At 71.4% G+C, this 19,463-nt stretch carries 17 protein-coding genes; 6 read left to right on the top strand and 11 right to left on the bottom strand.

The window, feature by feature from the left end; all coding sequences use genetic code 11:
* Positions 1–6: 6 nt before the first annotated feature.
* From HS109_13485 to HS109_13465, 5 genes are all read right to left on the bottom strand, one after another.
* The gene (locus HS109_13485; GenBank protein ID MBE7523383.1) at positions 7–1,050 is read right to left on the bottom strand and encodes a bifunctional UDP-4-keto-pentose/UDP-xylose synthase; all 1,044 of its coding nucleotides are present in this window, start codon (positions 1,048–1,050) and stop codon (positions 7–9) included.
* Positions 1,051–1,200: 150 nt separating this feature from the next.
* Positions 1,201–2,259 carry a mandelate racemase/muconate lactonizing enzyme family protein gene (locus tag HS109_13480; protein MBE7523382.1) on the bottom strand — a complete coding sequence of 353 codons (1,059 nt, stop codon included), beginning with the start codon at positions 2,257–2,259 and terminating at the stop codon, positions 1,201–1,203.
* A gap of 20 nt (positions 2,260–2,279) precedes the next feature.
* Positions 2,280–3,359, bottom strand: coding sequence for an ABC transporter ATP-binding protein (locus HS109_13475; GenBank protein MBE7523381.1), 1,080 nt, complete (start codon positions 3,357–3,359; stop codon positions 2,280–2,282).
* Between the two features lie 3 nt (positions 3,360–3,362).
* Positions 3,363–5,120, bottom strand: coding sequence for an iron ABC transporter permease (locus HS109_13470; protein MBE7523380.1), 1,758 nt, complete (start codon positions 5,118–5,120; stop codon positions 3,363–3,365).
* A gap of 20 nt (positions 5,121–5,140) precedes the next feature.
* The gene (locus tag HS109_13465; GenBank protein ID MBE7523379.1) at positions 5,141–6,169 is read right to left on the bottom strand and encodes an extracellular solute-binding protein; all 1,029 of its coding nucleotides are present in this window, start codon (positions 6,167–6,169) and stop codon (positions 5,141–5,143) included.
* Between the two features lie 365 nt (positions 6,170–6,534).
* Here HS109_13465 and HS109_13460 point away from each other — a divergent pair, with 365 nt between their 5' ends.
* The 6 genes from HS109_13460 to HS109_13435 all read left to right on the top strand — a co-directional run bounded on the left by HS109_13460 (position 6,535) and on the right by HS109_13435 (position 12,530).
* Positions 6,535–7,299: a GntR family transcriptional regulator gene (locus tag HS109_13460; protein MBE7523378.1), complete on the top strand. Its 765-nt coding sequence runs from the start codon at positions 6,535–6,537 to the stop codon at positions 7,297–7,299.
* 180 nt (positions 7,300–7,479) lie between these two features.
* Entirely contained in the window at positions 7,480–8,538 is a 1,059-nt protein-coding gene (locus HS109_13455; GenBank protein MBE7523377.1) for a hypothetical protein, read from the top strand.
* Positions 8,539–8,705: 167 nt separating this feature from the next.
* On the top strand, positions 8,706–9,017 hold the full coding sequence (locus HS109_13450; GenBank protein ID MBE7523376.1) for a biotin/lipoyl-binding protein: 312 nt from the start codon (positions 8,706–8,708) through the stop codon (positions 9,015–9,017).
* Between the two features lie 7 nt (positions 9,018–9,024).
* A complete protein-coding gene (locus HS109_13445) occupies positions 9,025–10,410 on the top strand; it encodes an acetyl-CoA carboxylase biotin carboxylase subunit (protein ID MBE7523375.1) in 1,386 nt (461 codons plus the stop codon).
* A 43-nt stretch (positions 10,411–10,453) separates the two neighbouring features.
* Complete coding sequence (locus HS109_13440) at positions 10,454–11,020, top strand: hypothetical protein (GenBank protein MBE7523374.1); 567 nt, start codon at positions 10,454–10,456, stop codon at positions 11,018–11,020.
* Positions 11,021–11,057: 37 nt separating this feature from the next.
* Entirely contained in the window at positions 11,058–12,530 is a 1,473-nt protein-coding gene (locus HS109_13435) for a carboxylase (GenBank protein ID MBE7523373.1), read from the top strand.
* A gap of 196 nt (positions 12,531–12,726) precedes the next feature.
* Here HS109_13435 and HS109_13430 read toward each other — a convergent pair whose 3' ends face one another.
* From HS109_13430 to HS109_13405, 6 genes are read right to left on the bottom strand one after another with little or no spacing between them, the layout of a single operon-like run.
* Positions 12,727–13,296 (bottom strand): DUF2799 domain-containing protein, encoded by a 570-nt coding sequence (locus HS109_13430; protein ID MBE7523372.1) that lies wholly within the window; start codon positions 13,294–13,296, stop codon positions 12,727–12,729.
* On the bottom strand, positions 13,293–14,327 hold the full coding sequence (locus HS109_13425) for a hypothetical protein (GenBank protein ID MBE7523371.1): 1,035 nt from the start codon (positions 14,325–14,327) through the stop codon (positions 13,293–13,295). The genes HS109_13430 and HS109_13425 overlap by 4 nt, the downstream gene beginning before the upstream one ends.
* Before the next feature lie 44 nt (positions 14,328–14,371).
* Positions 14,372–15,292: a formyltransferase gene (locus HS109_13420; protein MBE7523370.1), complete on the bottom strand. Its 921-nt coding sequence runs from the start codon at positions 15,290–15,292 to the stop codon at positions 14,372–14,374.
* Positions 15,289–17,370, bottom strand: a complete 2,082-nt coding sequence (locus tag HS109_13415) for a hypothetical protein (GenBank protein MBE7523369.1) — start codon at positions 17,368–17,370, stop codon at positions 15,289–15,291. The genes HS109_13420 and HS109_13415 overlap by 4 nt, the downstream gene beginning before the upstream one ends.
* Positions 17,367–18,329: a glycosyltransferase gene (locus tag HS109_13410; protein ID MBE7523368.1), complete on the bottom strand. Its 963-nt coding sequence runs from the start codon at positions 18,327–18,329 to the stop codon at positions 17,367–17,369. Before HS109_13410 ends, HS109_13415 begins: the two co-directional genes overlap by 4 nt.
* 8 nt (positions 18,330–18,337) lie before the next feature.
* Positions 18,338–19,462 carry a DegT/DnrJ/EryC1/StrS aminotransferase family protein gene (locus HS109_13405; GenBank protein ID MBE7523367.1) on the bottom strand — a complete coding sequence of 375 codons (1,125 nt, stop codon included), beginning with the start codon at positions 19,460–19,462 and terminating at the stop codon, positions 18,338–18,340.
* Between the last annotated feature and the right edge of the window lies 1 nt (position 19,463).

The raw sequence follows: 19,463 nt of genomic DNA, 5'->3' as shown, positions 1-19,463 counted from the left end.
GCGACGCTACTCGACCAGCGCGCGTGCCGCGGCGACGTGGCCGCGGTAGGCGTCGAAGATGCGCACGAGCGAATCGCGCAGGCCGACGTTCGGCGCCCACCCGAGGTCGCGCATCGTGTTCTCGATCGCCGGAACGCGGTGCCGCACGTCCTGGTAGCCGCTGCCGTAGTAGCTGTCGGCCGAGGTGTCGACGAGCGCGACGCGCGACGCGCTGTCACGGTACTCCGGGTAGCGCTCCGCGAGTTCGAGCATCATCGTCGCGAGGTCGCGCACCGAGCAGTCGTTGGCGGGATTGCCGATGTTGTAGATCGCCCGGCTCGCGACGCCTCCCGGGTTGTCGATGATCCGCATGAGCGCGGCGATGCCGTCGTCCACGCAGGTGAAGGTGCGCCGCTGCGCGCCGCCGTCGACCAGCCGGATCGGCTCGCCGCGCACGATGTGGCCGAGGAACTGGGTGATGACGCGCGAGCTGCCTTCCTTCGGCGTGTTGATCGAGTCGAGTCCCGCGCCGATCCAGTTGAACGGACGGAACAGCGTGTAGTCGAGTCCCTGCTCGATGCCGTAGGCGTGGATCACCCGGTCCATCAGCTGCTTCGCGCACGAGTAGATCCAGCGCGGCTTGTTGATCGGTCCGAGCACGAGGTCCGAGCGTTCCGGGTCGAAGGCGTCGTCGGCGCACATGCCGTAGACCTCGGAGGTCGACGGGAACACGAGGCGCTTGCGGTGGCGCACCGCGGCGCGGACGATCGGCAGGTTCGCCTCGAAGTCGAGTTCGAACACCCGCAGCGGCTCGCGCACGTAGGAGGCGGGTGTCGCGATCGCGACGAGCGGCAGGAGCACGTCGCATTTCTTCACGTGGTACTCGATCCACTCGCGGTTGATCGTGATGTCGCCCTCGAAGAAGTGGAACCGCGGCTTCGGCAGCAGGTCGGCGATCCGGTCGGCCTCGATGTCCATGCCGTACACCTCCCAGTCGGTGGAGGCGAGGACCGCGTGGGAGAGGTGGTGGCCGATGAAGCCGTTGACGCCGAGGATCAGGATGCGTTTCATGAACCGGACCTGCGCAGGTGGGGGGCCATTCTACCGGCGCGCCGCTGCCCCTGACCCCGGCCCGCGGCGGCGCTGTCCGGACCGGCAGGACCGCCACGGTCCGGGGCGGTGCGAAGATGCGGATGCGGCGGACGCGCCGCGTCGGCCCGGTCAGGCCGCGTTCCACCATCCGTCGGGCGCGAACCCGAGGCCCGGGCCGTTGGGAAGCTCCATCGCGCCGTCGACGATCTCGGGCGGGGGGCCCACGTTCCGGGCGAAGAATCGCGCGGTGCCGATGCCCGCGGGCGCGATCGGCTCCGCGGTAAAGGCGGCGCAATGCAGTGCGACGTACAGTCCGACCGACGTCTCGAGGCTCGCGGTGATCGTGCAGGACAGTCCCGCCGACTCCGCGAGACGGACGATCTCCGCCACGCGATCCGGCCCCCCTACCCGGGGCGCCTTCAGCACGAGCGCATCCGCCGCCCCGAGTTCGATGATGCGCTCGACGTGGAAGCGCGAGCGCGCCGAGTCGTCGAGAGCGATCGGCACCCGCGTGTTCCTGCGCAGTTCGGCGTAGGCGGCGAGCGGCGTGCCGCGCGGCAGAGGCTCCTCGCAGTACTCGATCCGGAAGCGCGCCATCGCCTCGAGGTGCGAGGCGGCCCAGTCCGGCGACCAGCTCTCGTTCGGGTCGAGGCGGATCCTGGCCGCGGGCGCGGCATCGCGGATGGCGCGGACGCGCGCGAGGTCGAGCTCACGCTCCGGGGTGCACTTCACCTTGATCGTGTCCTGGCCGCGGGCGACGGTGGCGCGGGCGCGTTCGGCGCAGGCCTCCGGATCGGCATCCCCGACCAGTTCGTTGACGGGGACGCGCGCGGCAACGGCGCGATCGGGCGCGCAGAGCGAGGCCAGCGAGACTCCGTGCAGCCGTGCGCGCGCGTCGAGCACGGCCGTCGCGATGCCGCACCGAAGCCGGGCCGGGCACTCGCGAAGCTCGAGTTCGTCCAGGAACGCATCCGACATCGGGTCGAGGCCGGCGACGATCGCCTCGGCCGAAGCCACCTGGGCCGCGAGCGGCATCTCGACGTGGGGCGGCAGTGCCACCTCACCCCACCCGACCTCGCCGCCGATCGCAGCGCGCACGATCAGTCCGCCCCGAAAACGCTGGACGCCCTTCGCCCAGCGGTACGGGACGGCGAGCGGCAGATGGTAGGACTTGAACGCGATCGACACGGCGGGTGGAGCGGCGAGCGTCAGTTCGCGATGCAGCTCAGACGCTCGGGCGGGAACGCGACCGAGATCCGGTCGCCGACGCGGTACGCATCGAACGGCGCGCCGACGACGGCGATGGTCGGCCCGTCCTCGATCGCGACCAGGTAGTCGACCTGCGCGCCGGCGAACGTGGCCTTGACGATCCTGCCCTGGCGTCCGTTGATCACCGGCGCCGGTTCGCGCGACAGGGAGATCGCCTCGGGACGGATCATCAACGCGTCGATGCGCCCGGCGGCGGGGGGCGAACCGACGCAGATCGGGCCGACGTCGGTCATCAGGACGCCGTCCGATCCGATCGTCCGGCTGCCGACGGCTTCGAACACGACGGCCCGGCCGAGGAAAGTCGCGACGAAACGGGTGCGTGGACGCAGGTAGAGTTCCTGCGGGGATCCGAGCTCGACGATCCTGCCTTCGTTCATGACGGCGACGCGGTCCGACAGCGTCATCGCCTCGTCCTGGTCGTGCGTGACGTAGATCGCCGTCATGCCGACCCGCTTCATCAGGTCACGCAGTTCGAAGCGCATCTGCTGGCGCAACTTGGCGTCCAGGTTGGAGAGCGGCTCGTCGAGGAGCAGGGCGCCCGAGCGTCGCACGATGCCGCGCGCGATCGCCACGCGTTGCTGCTGGCCGCCCGAGAGCTGGGTCGCCGGCCGATCGGATATGGACTCGAGGCCCACGAGGCGGAGCGCATCGGCCACCCGGCCGGCGCGCTCCTCGCGCGCGATCCCGGCCACCTCGAGCGGGAAGGCGACGTTCTGCGCGACCGTCAAGTGCGGCCACACCGCGTAGGACTGGAAGACCATCGACACGTCGCGGCGGTGCGTGGGTACGTCGACCCCGCGCGCCTCGTCGAAGACGAGCGTCGATCCGATCCGGATCGAGCCGCGGCTCGGACGCTCGAGGCCCGCGACGCTGCGGAGCGCGGAGGTCTTGCCGCAGCCGCTCGGGCCGAGCAGCGTGAAGAACTCGCCGTGCACGACCTCGAGCGACACGCCGGCGACGGCCGTGTGAACCGAGTCGGCGAGCGGATAGTCGACCCACAGGTCGTCGAGGTGGATCATGGCCTACGCGACGCGCCCGCCGTGGGCGCGGCGGCCGGCGAGCTGCCAGGCGATCGTCGCGATCGTCATGAGGAAGATGAGCCACGCGCCCACCGCGGCGGCCTTGGTCGGCTCGCCGCCCGACCAGTAGCTCCACAGCAGCACGGCGAGCATCGGGTTGTCCTCGCCCTGCAGGAGCAGCGCGGTCGAAAGCTCGCGAACGACGTGCGCGACGACCCAGATCCAGACCGCCGCGAGCGCGGGCAGCATCAGCGGCACCACGATGCGGCGCAGCAGCCTGAGCGGGCCCGCGCCGCAGACGCGCGCCGCGTCCTCGAGGTCGCGGTGCAGCTGGACCAGCGCGCCGTTGGTCGTGCGCGAGGCGAACGACAGGTAGACGGTCGTGAACGCGATGACCAGGATCCACGGGGTGCCGTACACCGGCACGAACGTGAGCGTCAGGTACACGTAGACCAGCGCCATCCCGATCATCACGCCGGGGATCGCGATCGGCATGAACGCGAGCGCGTCGATCGCGCCCCGCCCTCGCGCACGCGTCCGGTGGACGACCCAGGACACCGAGAGCGCCAGCGCGCAGGTCAGCGTCGCGGCGAGCATGCTCACCCAGATCGAGTTCCAGGTCGCCTGCAGGACTCTCGCGCTCTCCAGCGCCGCACGATGGTTCGCGAGGGTGACGAGGCGGGCCGAATCGAGGCTGACGGGAGTGAGATACGGCATCAGGCTCGTCCAGCCCAGGACCGCGAGCGGCAGCAGCACCGCGAGCGCGAAGTAGACGGCCACGAACGCGATCGCCAGCGGCTTCGCGCGCCCGAGCTTGCGCTGCCGTGGCCGAAAGCCCTTTCCCGTGACCGTGACGAAGCGTCCCGCGGCGCGCGTCATCCGCCGGTAGAGCCACGCGAGCCCGAGCAGCAGGACGAGGAAGCTCATCGCGATCGCCGCGATCTGGCTGTACGCGGAGACGCCGCCCGCCTGGTCGGTCGCGAGGTAGAGGATCCGCGAGGACATGACGAAAATGCCCACGGGCATGCCGAGCGTCCCGGGCACGTCGAAGACGAGGAAGCCCACCATCAGCAGGTACGTCGCCGCGGCGAGGATGGCCGGGGTGAGCAGGGGGACGAAGATGCGGCGGATCGTCTGCGCGAGATTCGCGCCCGACGTCATCGCCGCTTCCTCGAGCGCCGGGTCCATGTTGCGGAACGCCGGCGACAGGATGAGGAACGTCGAGGGCACGAGCGCGAGCGTCTCGACGAACACCATGCCGCCGAGCGAATAGATGTTGAACGGCCCCTCCCGCAGGCCGAGCGCCGACTGCAGCAGGCCGGTCAGGAGCCCGGTCCTCGGACTCGCGAGCAACACCCAGCCCATCGCCAGCAGGAACGGCGGCAGCACCATCGGCACCACGATCATGATGCGGCACAGGCGCTTTGCCGGCAGGTCGGTCCGTTCGACGAGCCACGCCAGCGTGCCTCCGACGATCAGCGTCGCGACCATGCAGCCGAGGGCGAACTCGAGTGTCGTGAGCGCGAGCCGGTAGAAGCCGGGGTCGCGGTAGACACGCAGGTAGTTGTCGATCGACCAGCCGGGGTCGAGCGGAAGGCCGGTCGGCGAGAAGCTCGCGACGACCAGCAGCGCGAGCGGCACGACGACGAGGTAGCCCAGCACGGCGACCAGCGCGAGCGCGGGGAGCCGCTCCCGCCACCGGCCGCCGCGCGGACCGGCCGCGCCCGGAAGGCGGGTCGCGGCCGACGCCGTCGCGCCCATCGTGCGCTCCGCGCGGACGGCTAACGGGCGGCGCCGACCTTCTCGAGAACCGCGTTCATCCGCTGGTTGATGCGGCCGAGCTCGTCGGACTTGTCCGGCGGGAACTCGACGATGTCGCGGCCCGCGATCAGCTGCGCCGTCTTGGTCGAGGGAATCAGCGGATTCCCGCGGTGCGTCGCGCCCTCGTAGGCCGCCGCGCCGGCGTCGCTCGCGAGCCAGGCGAGCAGCACCTTCGCGCCCTCCGGATTGCGCGCGTTCTTCGTCAGCGTCGAATAGATGGTGTGCATCGGCACCACGTCGAGCACCTTGTACTTGATCGGCGCGCCCGCGAGCACGGGTGGCAGCGTCGAATGGTAGAAGCCGACGCCGATGTCGATCTCTCCCGCGCCGACCGCCTGCGCGAGCGGGAAGGTCGACTTGAACAGCATCGGCTTGATCTTGACGAAGCGCGCGAGCAGCGCGTCCGCCCTGGGCTCACCCCATTTCGACGCCAGTTGCGCGAAGACCGACGCCCGCACCCAGGAGCCCATGCGTCCGGTCCACTTCGGATCCGCGATGTCGTCCCAGGTCTTCGGCGTCTCGGCCTCGGTGACCTTGTTGGTGTTCCAGGACACGACGTACACCGACGCGGCCGTGGCGAGCGCGAAGGGCGTCGGCGTCAGTTTCTCGGGGACGCCGAGCGCCTTCCAGTCGACGTTCTCGAGGTAGCCGCGGCCCTGCAGCTGCCAGATGTGGTCGGCCCCTCCGGTCAGGACGTCCGCCGTGTAGTTGCGCGCCTGCATCTCCTGGACGCCGCGCACGGCGAGTTCGTTGCCTCCGACGAGGCGCACGTACTTGATCTGGATGTCCGGATAGGTCTTGTGGAAGGCCGCGACGACCTTGTCGATCTGCTCGACCGGGGAGCTCTCGTACCAGGTGACGGGGCCCTTTCCCGCGGCGACTTTCGCGAGGTCGTCCAGCGGGGCGGCGGCGAGGGCGGCCGCGAAGGCGAATGCGCCCGCGCCCAACAAGGCGCGCCCACCGAGAACGAATGAAGCCAGCGAACCCATGGGGATCCTCCTGTCTGTGCGGCGCGGCGCCGCGGGAACGGACCGGATCCGCGCGCGCATGCGCGGTCCGTGCGAACGTTGGAGAGCGCGCGGGGCCGCGTCGCCGGCGCCCGGACTGCGCGGCGGGGGGAGCGACACGAGCCCGCCCAGGCCGGAGCTTGGCCGATCATCCCGGGGCGGCGTGGGCGACATGCCATCTCCTGGCCGGAGCGTGGGGCAATGGTTGCATGCAATCCGCGCACCAAGTTCGCATTCGCACATTCGCGAACGTATGATGTGGCGGTGTCGCGGGGATAATTGCATACAATGACGTCAGGCGCAATCCCTCGTGGACGCCCTTGGAACGCGGGGAGAGGAGGCACGCCATGTCACGCGTACAGACCGTCGTCGCGTCGTTGCGGGATCTCGTGCTCTCGGGGCGCCTCGCGCCCGGAGAGCGCATCGTGGAACTCGTGTTCGCTCCCCGGCTCGGCGTGTCGCGCACGCCGCTGCGCTGGGCGCTCGCGGAACTCGAGCGCGAAGGTCTGGTCGAGCGGATGCCGCGCCGCGGCTATCGGGTGCGGGCATTCACGATGGAGGACGTCGCCGGCGCCATCGACGTTCGAGGCACGCTGGAGGGCATGGCCGCGCGACTGGTCGCCGAACGCGGTCCCACCGACGAGGAACTCGAGGTCCTCGAGTCGTGCCTCGAGGAGGGACGCCTGCTGCTGGCCGACGACGACCGGCGGCTCGACCCCGAGCGTTGGGCGAGGATGAACGGCCGCTTCCACGACGTGCTGGTGCGCGGATCGCGCAACGGGGCGCTGATCCGCGCGATGGAGTCCAACGCGAGGGTCCCGATGGCCTCGGCCGACGCCATCACCTTCAGCGTCGCGCTGCGTCGGACGGTGCTGCAATTGATGCGCGCCGCGCACGACGACCACGTCGCGATCGTCGGCGCGCTGCGCGATCGCCAGGGCGCGCGGGTCGAATTCCAGATGCGGGAGCACGCGCAGCGCAGCCGCGACAACAAGGCGCGCCTCATCGAACAGCTGAAGGCGAGCCGGTCCGGGCGGGCGATTCCCGAATTCCTGCGCATCGGTCCTCAGGCAAGCGCGAAGCGCACGGCCGCGGCCGATCGGCGCCGGTGACCCCGGGGCGGCCGGCGTCCTGCGCGCGAGGCTCGGGCGGATCGAGGAGGCTCGGATCGCCCCCGGACTCCCGGGCTCGATTTCGCATGCAATCGTCGGACACGGGGCGGCACGGACCCTTGCGAGATGGACAGTTTGCATGCAATATGCCTCGCCCCCGGCGAGCAGGAAGGGTCGACCATGGAGAAGATCTCGCGCTACGGGACGCCGGCCACGCGTCTCATATCGCTGCTGAAGTGCCTGCGGTATCCGATGCGTCACGTCCGCGAGGGAGACAAGTTCGTCATCCTCACCGACGATCAGATGGACCCGCTGATCTGGCAGGCGACGATGGCCGCGCTCCACGAGCGCGGAGCGGAGCCCCTGCTGTGCCTGTACCCGCAGCGTGCCTACCACTGCGCCGATCCTTCGCCACTCGCGATCCCGGCCGCCAAGGAGGCCGATGTCGTCATCGCGTTGACGACGACCGCGCTGAACAGCGGCACGCCCGGCCTGCGCCAGATCCGCTCCGAGGGCAGCGGACGGGGCAAGACGCCGGTCTGGCTGTGGGAGGAGATGAATCAGGAGATCCTGGTCGAAGGCGGCGGCGCGGTCACCGAGGCGGAAGTCGAGGAGATCTGCGACCTCCAGCGCCGCATCGCCACGGTCTTCGACCAGGGGACGCGCATCCGCGTGACGTCGGCAGCGGGCACGGACCTCGAAGCCGATATCTCCGGGTACCCGCCGGGGGCGCTCGCGAAGCGCTGGGGCGAAATTCCCTTCGGGCGCCATCCGGACACCGGACGCCTCGGTTCCGGCACCTGGCCGTTCGGCGAAGTGCACGTCGAACCGCTCCCCGGCACCGCCAACGGCATCGTCGTGTGGGACGCCACCGCGCACCATCCGCCCGGCAACTGGCGCGAGCCGGTGACGCTGCAGATCGAGAACGGACGCGTCGTCGACATCCGCGGCGGTCACGAAGCGCGGGAGGTCCGTCGCTACCTGGAGCGCTACGGCGACGAGAACTCGATGCTGGTCGGCGGCGAGATCGCCATCGGCACGAATCGCCGCTGCCTGCCCTACACCGGATGCATGCGCAGCGAGAAGAAGCGCTACGGCGCGACGCATTTCGGCATCGGTCACGGCGCGGACCGCGGAGTCGCCAACAGCCGGTTGCGGCTCGAGGGGATCGTCGATCGCGTGACGATCGTCGTCGACGGCAGGCACACGGTGGCGCGCGACGGCGACATCCTGGTGTAGTCCGACGGGCCGCGTGTTCGATGACGCCTTCGCTCGAACGCGATGACCTGATCGCGATACTGCATGCCTTCCGGCAATCGCGGTTCGGCCGCATTCGATTCGAACTCGGACCGGTTCGGATCGCCGTCGATCGCACCTTGCCAGCCCGCGCGTCGGCGCGCGCCCCCATGGCGGGGGCGAACGGCCCGGTGCCCGGCGGCGAAACCGGGCTCACGACGGTCGCGTCGCCGTCGCTCGGCTGGTTCGTCGGTCGCAGCGGACCGGAAGCCCCGCCGTTCGTCGAACCCGGCCGCGACATCCGGCCGGACACGACCGTCGGCGCGATCGACGTCCTCGGCAGGCGGACCGAGGTGAAGGCAGGCGTTTGCGGCAGCGTGGTGGAGGTGGCGGTCGAAGAGGGGTCGTTCGTCGAGTTCGGCCAACCGCTCTTCCGCGTGCGGGAGAAGGACACCGCGGATGCCGCATCGACGCCGGCGTGAGGGAGCGATGAGCCTGCGACGCGTGCTGGTCGCCAATCGCGGCGAGATCGCCGTCCGGATCCTGCGTGCGTGTCGAGGACTCGGGCTCGAGACCGTGCTGGCGGCGTCGGTCGCCGATCGCGAGAGCCTGCCCGCGCAGCTCGCCGATCGCACCGTGTGCATCGGCCCGGCCGCCGCGAGGCACAGCTACCTCGATGCGAAGCTCATCGTCGCCGCGGCGCTGGGCTCGGGGGCCGATGCGGTTCACCCCGGCTACGGCTTCCTCGCCGAATCCGCCGAGCTCGCGCAGCTGTGCGCCGACCACGGCATCGTTTTCGTCGGCCCCGATCCCTCGCAGATCCGGCGCATGGGCGACAAGCTCGAAGCGCGCTCGCTCGCCCGCGAGTGCGGATTGCCGCTCCTGCCGGGGACGGAGGCGGTCGCGTCGGTCGCGGACGCCGAGGACGTCGTCGCGCGGATGGGGCTGCCGGTGATGATCAAGGCGGCTGCGGGCGGAGGCGGCCGCGGCATGAAGATCGTCGACGACGTCGCCCAACTGCCGCGCATGCTGACGGCCGCCGCCGCGGAGGCGCGTTCCGCTTTCGGCAACGACGCGCTGTACCTCGAGAGATACGTGGCCAATGCGCGCCACGTCGAGGTTCAGGTGCTGGGCGACCGGCAGGGGCGGATCGTGCATCTGGGCGAGCGCGACTGCTCGCTCCAGCGACGCCATCAGAAGGTGGTGGAGGAGTCGCCCGCACCCTCGATCGACGGCGCGCTGCGGAACCGGATCCTCGACGCCGGCGTCGCGTTCGCGTCGAGGCTCGCCTACCTGAGCGCGGGCACGGTCGAGTTCATCGTCGACCAGGACAGCGGCGCGTTCTACTTTCTGGAGATGAACACGAGGATCCAGGTCGAGCATCCGGTCACCGAGATGGTGACCGGAATCGACCTCGTGCAGGAGCAGCTGCGCATCGCGGCCGGAGAGCCGCTCCGCTTTGCACAAGGGGACGTGCGGTTCGCCGGCCACGCGATCGAGTGCCGGATCACCGCCGAAGATCCGTGGCGGGCGTTTCGTCCCGATCCGGGCCGGATCGCCGCCTGGAACCCGCCGCAGGGCGAGAACCTGCGGCTCGACAGCCACTGCTACGCCGGATACACGGTGCCGCCGTACTACGATTCGCTGCTCGCCAAGCTCGTCGTCGTCGGCGAGGATCGCGATCGGGCGATCGCGCGCATGCGCGATGCGCTCGCCCGCTTCGAGATCGCGGGTGTCACCACGACGCTGCCGTTCCTGCGGGTCGTGATGGAGTCCTCCGAGTTCGCGAGCGGCCGCGTCAACACGCGCCTCGTCGGGGAACTCATCCACCGGCGGTTCTCCGGGGCGGATGCCGCGAAGGAGCGGGCGGCGTGAACCCGATCGCCCGTCGCGCACGCTGGCACCGGGAGGTCGCGCGATGAGCGATCTCACGTTCCGCGACGCGCTCGCGATCCTGCGTTTCATCGACGCTGCGCCACCGGGCGAGACCGAGGTCGAGTTCGACGGCTTCCGGCTTCGGGTCGTGCGCCGGCGCGAGGCCGCGCCGCTCGACCGCCCCGTGCCGCGCCCGGAGCGCGGTGGGCCGATCCCTGACCCGGATTCGCTCGGACACGTGGGGGATCCCGGACCGCGGACCCCCGGCCCGGGCCTCGCGTCACCGTCAGGTGCCGGGATCGCGCCCGAGATTCCGACGACGCGCGCCGGCTCCCGGCCGGTGCCGTCCGACACGGTCGTCGACGTCAAGCCGCCGATGGCCGGCGTGTTCTACGCGGCGCCGTCGCCGGGCGCGCCGCCGTTCGTGGAAGTCGGGCGGCGCGTGAGGACGGGCGAGCAGATCGGCATCGTCGAGGTGATGAAGCTGTTCACGTCGGTCCTCGCGCCGTGCGACGGCGTCGTCCGCACGATCGACGTCGCGAACGAGTCGATGGTGCAGGCCGACCAGACGTTGATGACCATCGAGAAGGCCGGTTCGCGGACGGCGTAGGCCGCGCACGATCCGCGCCACCGGAGGAGACGACGACTTGCGCAAGCTCCGCATCCTCGACGAGACGCTGCGCAACGCCCAGCAGTCGCTGTGGGCGACGCGCATGCGGACGAAGTCGATGCTCCCGATCGCGCCGGTGATGGACGTCGCGGGGTTCGATACCGTGTGCGTGCACGCAGGCGTGTCGTTCGAGACGGCGGCGCGCTATCTGTTCGAGGACCCCTGGGAGCGCGCGCGCCTGCTGCGCGGACTCATGCCGAAGACGCGGTTCGACGTGCTCGTGCGCGCGCGGAACCTGTGGGGCTGGCAGAGCCAGCCCTACGACGTCCAGACGCTCTTCCTCGAGACGTTGCTGCGCAACGGCGTCGACGGCTTCAAGGTGTTCGACGGCCTGAACGACCTGTGCAACATGGACTGGCTGATTCGCGAGGGCCGGAGGCTGGGCTTCAAGGTCAAGGGGCTCGTCGGCTACAACGACAGTCCGGCGCACAGCGACGCCTACCTCGCCGGCAAGGCGAAGGAGTTCGCGGACGCCGGAGTGGATGCGCTGATCCTGTCGGATTCCGCGGGCGTGATGTTCCCGGAGCGCGCGCACTCCGCCGTGACCGCGATTCGCGAGGCCATCGGCGATCGCGAACTGCATTTCCACACGCACACGAGCACGGGCCTGTCGCGCGAGAGCTGCCGCCAGGCCATCCGCGCCGGCGTCGACGTCGTCTGGACCGCCGCCCGTCCGCTCGCGTGGGGAACGTCGGTGCCCTGCACGATGGACGTCGTGCGCATGGCGCGCGAGGAGGGCAGGTCTACGGACGTCGATGACGCGGCGATCGACGAGATCGACGACTGGTTCGCATGGGTCGCGCACGAGGAGGGCAAGCCGGTGCCGGAGGAAGTCCGCTTCGACCCGGCCCACTACCAGAGCTACGTCGGCCACCAGATTCCCGGCGGCATGATCTCCAACCTCGAACGGCAACTGCAGGACCTCGGCCTGTCGCACCGCATGCCCGAGGTCCTCGAGGAGGCGGCGCGGGTGCGCGGGGAACTCGGGTATCCGCACATGTCGACGCCGTTCTCCCAGTTCGTCGGCGTGCAGGCGGTGCTCAACGTGACCGAAGGCGCCCGCTATGCGACCGTGCCCGAGTCGGTGCGCCGCTATGCGCGCGGAGCGTTCGGCCGTCCGATCCGGCCGATCGATCCCGACGTTCTCGATCGACTCGTCGGCGATGCGCCGATGATCGATCCGCTCGAAGGCCTGGACCGACCGTCGCTGCCGCAGGTGCGCGCCGAGCACGGACCGTTCGAGTCGGACGAGGACCTGCTGCTGTTCCTGTTCCTGCACCCGGCCGCCTATCGCGGCTTCAAGCAGAACCGGACGCCGATCACCTGGGAGAGCAGGCGTTCGCCGGCGTCGGCTTTGGCCCGTGAACTCCTGCGCCGCTCCGATATCGAGTCGTTCGAACTCGAGCGCGGATCGTTCCGACTCGCGCTGTCGGGGACGGTCGATGACTGAGAAGCTGTGAAAGAACCCTGCATCCCCGCGTTGCCCGCTGCCGCGCCACGCATTCGGGAGCGCGCTGCGTCGGCGGCGTGGGGCCGCGGGCAACTCTGCGAGCCGGGACACCCCGTCGCGGGGACGCCGGATGCATTCACAGCTTCGGAGTTCGTGATGGCGCCCGCTCCGGCGCGCCGCCGCGTCAACGGTGGTTTCAGGCGCCGGACGCGCTCCGGAGCGCCTGCAGGTCCCGTTCGGCGTCGCGGAGCCGGCCGACCGCGCGAGAGCGATCGCTCTCGAGGCTGCGGACCTGGCCGCGCAGGATGTCGCGTCGGATGTCCGAGGTGTTGGTGTCGGCGATGTCGCGCCGGTGGTTCGCGAGGTCGCGGTCGATCTCCGCGATCTTCGCGCGCGCGTCGTACACCTGCCGCGCCGCCGCGTGGAGTCGACCGAAGCGCGGATCCGGGCACACGCCCGCGTAGCCGCGCCCGGCGAGCCCCGCAGCGACCGCGCCAGGCAGCCGGCAGTACTCGGCGAGCCCGGCCCTGCGGCCCTCGAGCCACGCCCGTTCGTCGGGCTCGACCTTGACGCCCGCGCAAGCCTTGCGATGTTCGGCGAGGCGTGATGCCGGCTGTCCGGCGCGGCCGTCCTCGAGCCCGAGCGCGTACCAGTCCACCTTCGGACACTGCTCCTCGGGAATCGTCGCGCAGGAGGCGAGCGCGAGCGCGAACACCGCCGGCAACGCGCGCACCCTGGGGTCGAACCTGCGGAAGGTCCCCGTCATCGGCTCGTCAGGTAGCGGCCGCGGGCATCGAAGCGCGCCCACGGCTGCGGGATCCTGTAGTTGTCGTAGGTGACCTCGATCGTCAGCGGCCCGCAGTCGCGCGAACGATCGACGGTGAAGCGCGCGTGCGCCTCGTCCCCGTCGTCCAGGTTGGCGGCGAGCACGCCGTTGCGCGGCAGCGCGGCGAGCTTCGTCCAGTCGACCTCGTCCTCGAGCCAGCCCTCGGCGCACAGGAAGCTGCCGTCGTAGGGCCGGCCGGCGGTCAGCCGGAACGACGGATCGAAGGTCCAGGTCCTGCGGTCGGCGAGCGTGAACGCGATCTCGCGCTGCGAGATCCGCATCGAGCCCAGGCGCGCGGAGGGCTCGACCTTGCGCAGCGCGGCGAGCGCCGCCGACGCATCGCGCCGCAGGTCGTCGGTGCGCCTTTGCGCGGTCGCGATCGCCTTCGGCACCTGACGCGGTGCGGCGGCGATCGTCACCGAGCTTCCGGTCGACGGATCGAAGGCGTGCTGCGCGAGCCCGAACGTGGTCATGCTGCCGACGCGCGCGCGGACGACGAGGCGGGCCGCGGACGGCTCGTAGCCGGCCTCGTAGTCGGTGATGAAATCGGTCGCCTGACCCGGCGCCTTGCGCCAGGCGTCGAGCCAGGCGCGGATCGGCGCGCTCTTCACGCTCGACAGCCGGAACGCGTTCGCGGTCGCGACCGCCGGTGGCGCCCAGGGCACGAGCTTGCGGTTCGCCGTACTCACCCATGCATCTCCCTGCCGGATCACGTACTCGGTCGCGCCACCGGAGGTCTGCACGAGCGCCGAGCCTTCCGACTCGCTCCACCGCAGCATCGTGAGCGTGGGATCGGCGCCGAAGCGCGCGATGAGCGCATGGCGGAACGCCTCCAGCGCCGCGAGCGTGCGCGCGTCCGCCTTGCGCGCCTCGCTCGCCTGGATCGCCGCGACGTTCGCGCCCTGCGCGATGGCGTGCGCCGCGCACAGCATCGCGAGGCCACCGAGCGCGGCTCGTACGCGGAGGTCCATCGCGGGAGCCTACGTTGCGCGGGCGGCGTCCTCGAGTCCGGACGTCAGGACGCGAGCAGGCGCTCCACGGCCGCGGCGTCGGCCGTACGCCCGTCGATCGCCGCGTCGACGATGGCGACGCAGCCACCGTCGCCTCCTCGGCCCCAGATCGCCCCCGCGGCGACGAAAACCCCCGGCGCGACCGGAGCGGCGGGCGGCGCGGCGGACAGTCGCGTCCTCAGGATCGCGAGGCGTCCGCCCGGCAGGTCGCAGAACGCGCCCGGGTACGGCGGGGCGACGGCGCGCACGAGGTCGTGGATGCGCTTCGCCGGCCATGCCCAGTCGATGCGGCCGTCCTCGGGACGACGGGCGCCGAAGTACGACCCCGCGGCGAGGTCGTTCGGCCGCCGGGGCGCGGTGCCCGCGAGCACGCCGGGCAGCGCGCGGTCGAGCGCGATCGCGGCCGCGGTCGCAATCCGGTCGAAGACGTCCTTCGCGGTGTCGTCTGGTCCGATCGGCACGCGCTGCTGCTCGACGATGTCCCCCGCGTCGGGGCGGATCGCCATGTGGTGCAGCGTCACGCCGGTCTCGCGTTCGCCGTGGAGGATCGCCCAGTTGACCGGGGCGCGTCCGCGGTACTTCGGCAGGAGCGACCCGTGCAGGTTGAACGCTCCGCGGCGCGCGGTCGCGAGCATCGGCGCGCCCAGCATCCGCCGGTAGTAGAAGCTGAACAGGAAGTCGGGCGCGGTCGCGGCGACGCGCGCGACGACCTCGGGCGCGTTCGGGTCGGACGGCGCGATCCAGGGCAGGCGATGCGCCTGTGCGACCTCCGCGACGCGTTCGAACCACCGTGCCTCGTTCGGGTCGTCGTCGTGCGTCACCACGAGCGGGATCTCGACGCCGTGCGCGAGGAGCGTGCGCAGGCAGCGCGCGCCCACGTCGTGGTAGGCGAAGACCACCGCGCGCATCGCCGGTGCGTCGCTCATGCGATCTCGATCGGCGGGGCGGGGACGCGGTCGCCGCGCGGCCCGGCCTCGACCATCGCCTCGAACGCGCGCTCGAGGCGGCGCGCGAAAGCCTCCACGTCGCACAGCGGCGAGGCCGCGACCGCGGCAGCGCGTTGCGCCCGCGAGGCGGCGAGGCCGGGCGTTCGCGCGAATCGAATCGCGCGGCGCACGTATTCGTCAGGCGTCGCCGCGATCCATTCGGGATGCCCGGCGGCGGCGAGGAGCGACGCGCTCTGGCGCGCGATCGGGCGGTCGCCGCGCAGCGCGACCAGCGGCACGCCGTGCACCAGGGCATCGCAGGTCGTCACGCCGCCGTTGAACGGAAACGGATCGAGCGCGACGTCGACCGTCGCGTAGGCGGCGAGCGCTTCGGTGAGCGGCAGCCACGTCAGGAAGTCGATGCGATCGAGCGGCAGGCCGCGCGCGGCCCAGCGATCGCGAATCCACGCGACGGTTTCCGGCTGCGCGTACGCGGCCGCGCGCAACGCGAGCCGCGCATCCGGCACGGCCTCGAGGATCGAACGCCACGCATCGAGCGTGGCGTGGCCGAGTTTCGCGTGGCGGTTGAACGATCCGTACCTGATGCCTCGCTCCGGGCCGGTCTCGGGCGGCACCGGCGGCCCGAACGGAAGGTACGCGAACCGGCAAGGCAGCAGGACCAGACGTTCGCGGCAGGACGCCCATTCCTCGGGGGGCATCTGGATCGCATCGCTCACGAGAAAGTCGATCGCGCGCATGCCGGTGGTGTCGGCGTAGTCGAGCCAGGTCACCTGGATGGCGGCGGGCCGGCGGGCGAGGACGCCCAGGCGATGACCCGGGGCGTGCCCCGCGAGATCGACGAGGAGGTCGAGGCCGTCCGCGGCGATGAGCCGCGCGGCGGCATCGTCGTCGGGCGGCAGGTCGCGCCAGCGGTCGGCGCGCTCGCGCAGGCGCGAGGCGACCGCGCCTTCGTGCGCGTGCGCCGAATACAGCGTCACATGCACGCGCGAACGGTCGTGCCGCTCCAGGATCGGCAGGAACAGCGAGGCGAGCGGTCCGGCGCCGAAACGCGGAGACAGATAGCCGACGTGCAGGCGATCGTCGCGGGTGGCGCGGCGCGTGCGCGCGACCGGCGGCAGCGGATCGGCGAAGCGCGCCGCCCAGTCGCGGTGCGCGGCGGCGGTGGCATCCCGCGACGCCGGGGCGTCGTCGTACTGCGCCTCGAACAGGAGCGCACTCGCACCGCTCGCGTCGGACGGCGCGAGTGCGACGGCGCGCCGGAGCTCCGCGAGCGCTTCACGGTGTTCGCCCAGACTCGACCGGTGCGCGGCGAGGGCGAACCGCAGCGACGCCTTGTCCGGATCGAGGGCGATCGCGTCGCCGAGCAGCGCGATGGCGGAGGGCAGCGCGGCTCGGGTCGCAAGCACCGCCGCCGACCGCTCCAGCGGCTCGACCAGCGCGGGGTCGAGCGCGCGCGCGCGCGACCAGGCGGCGATCGCGCCGTCGGGGTCGCCGGCCAGCACTCGCGCCCGGCCGAGCGCGATCCAGCCGGCGGTCGACGCCGGGTCGACGCGCATCGCCTCGTCGAGCGCGGACACGGCGCCGGTCGCGTCGCCCGCCGCGAGGCGAGAGAGTCCCAGGTTCCTGAGCGCCCGCGCGTCGCCGGGATGCGATGCGAGATGGGCTTCGTACCACGACGCGGCAGCGCGATGGTCGCGTTCCTCCTGGAACGTCAGCGCGATCTGGTAGCGCGCGACCGGATCGGCGGGAGCGCGTTCGAGCACCGCCTGCCAGGCGCTCCGGGCGCCTTCGCGGTCGCCCCCTCGAACACGCGCCAGTGCCAGTGCGTGCCACGCCGCGACGAGACCCGGCGAGCGTTCGACCGCGCGCGAGAGGAGTTCGGGCGCGGCGGCGTCGCCGCGCCGCCGCGCGATCTCGCCCAGGAGCGCCAGCGCGGGGCCCGAGCCGGCCAGCGATCCGGAGAGCGCGCGCGCCTCCGCTTCGAGCCGGTCGGTGGCGGGATCGCGGATCAGCCGCGCGACGCGCGCCTCCAGCGCCGCCATCCTGTCGAGGTTCACGGGTCGTCGGGATCCCGGTCGCATTCGAGCACCGCGCGGATCGTGTAGCGCGGCCGTTCGCGCACCTGCTGGTAGATGCGCCCGACGTACTCGCCGACGATCCCGAGGCCGAACAGCACGAGGCCGATCAGGAAGAACTCGAGGATGTCGCGGTCCCAGAGGGAACGCAGCGAATCGACGAATTCCCCGGTCACGAGCCCGTGGATCATCACCGCGACGTAGAGCGCGAGCGAACCGATCGACACCAGCATGCCGGCGAGCGAGAAGAACTGCAAAGGGACGAGCGAGAACCCGGTCACGAGGTCGAAGTTGAGCCGCACGAGCTTGTAGAGCGAATACTTGGATTCGCCCGCCGCGCGCTCCGCGTGCGCGACCTCGACCTCGACCGGATGATGGGCGAAGGTGTAGGCGAGCGCGGGAATGAACGTCGACACTTCGCGGCTCGCCGCCACCGAGTCCACGATCTCGCGGCTGTACGCGCGCAGCATGCAGCCCTGGTCGGTCATGCGGATGTGGGTGATGCGCTCGCGCAACGCGTTCATGAGACGCGAGGCGGCGCGCCGCCACCAGGCGTCCTCGCGCACCTTCCGCACGCCGCCCACGTAGTCGGCGCCCGCGTCCATCGCCGCGAGGAGCTTGCCGATCTCCTCCGGCGGGTTCTGCAGGTCGGCGTCGAGCGTGACGATGCGTTCGCCGCGCACGCGTTCGAAGCCCGCGATGATGGCGGTGTGCTGGCCGACGTTCGCGTTGAACAGCACGACGCGCGTCACGTCCTGCCGCGCGCGGAACTGGTCGGCGAGGTGCGCGGCGGAGCGGTCCCGGCTGCCGTCGTCGACGAACAGGATCTCGTAGGCGAGGCCCAGCGCATCGAGCGCCGGGTAGAGACGCTCGAAGAGCGCAGGCAGCGTCCCTTCCTCGTTGTAGACCGGGATCACGACGGAGAGGGCGGGTGCGGCCATGGGGATCGTCAGCGGCGGTGCGCGCCCAGGATGCGCGCGACGGCCGCGCAGACGCGGTCGACGTCATCATCGGTCATGTCGACGAAGAGCGGCAGCGTCACGGTCTCGCGCGCGATGCGTTCGGCGTTGGGGAACTGGCCCTCGCCGCCGCCGTGCCGGCGGCCGAGCGTCGAGAGGTGCAGCGCCTCGTAGCTCACGCCGGTGCCGATGCCTTCGCGCTGCATCGCGGCGCGAAAACCGGCGCGGTCGATCGTCAGGCGCTTAAGCGGCAGCAGCACGCAGAACATGTTCCAGGTGGCGCCGTCGTCCGGGGCGGGCCGGGGCGGGAGGACGCAATCGGTGCCCGGGCGCCAGCACGCGAAGTAGCGCTCGGCCAATGCGCGCCGCCGCGCGAGCATCTCGTCGAGGCGGTCGAGCTGGCCCACGCCGATGCGCGCGTTGACGTCGGGCAGGTTGAACTTGCCGCCGGGGAACGCGACGTCGCGCGTGCCGTCCGCGAGCCGTTCGATGCCGTGGAAGCGCAGCACCTCGATGCGCTTCGCCTCGGCCTCGGTGTTCACGACGATCGCGCCGCCCTCGACCGTCGTCAGGTTCTTGTTGGGATGGAAGCTGAACGTGGTGATGTCGCCGAACGCGCCGCCGAACCGGGCGCCCCAGCGCGATCCGAAGGTGAGCGCGGCGTCCTCGATCAGGCGCAGGCTTCGGGCCCGCGCGATCGCGGCGAGCGCGTCCATGTCGGAGACGGAACCCGGCCAGTGCGTGGGCACGATCGCCCGGGTGCGCGGCGTGACCGCGGCGGCGACCGCCGCGACGTCGATGTTGCGCGTGACGAGGTCGCAGTCGACGAACACCGGGGTCGCCCCGGCCTTCTCGATCATGTTCGGCACGGCGAAGAAGCTCTGCGCCGAGCTGATCACCTCGTCTCCGGGCCCGATGCCGGCGAGCTGCAGCGCGATCTCGATCGCGGCGGTGGCGGAACTCACCGCACGCACCGGCCGTCCGCCGCACAACGTGGAAAGCCGGCCTTCGAACGCCTGCACCCACGGCCCGCTGGTGATCCACCCGGAGCGCAGCACGTCGGCGACGCCGGCGATCGTCGCCTCGTCGAGCGACGGTCGGGCGAACGGCAGCATC

The organism is Burkholderiales bacterium, from assembly GCA_015075645.1.
GTDB lineage: Bacteria > Pseudomonadota > Gammaproteobacteria > Burkholderiales > Casimicrobiaceae > VBCG01.
The sequence above is the reverse complement of the archived record's forward strand: the minus strand, read 5'-3'. Positions and strand labels throughout refer to the sequence as shown.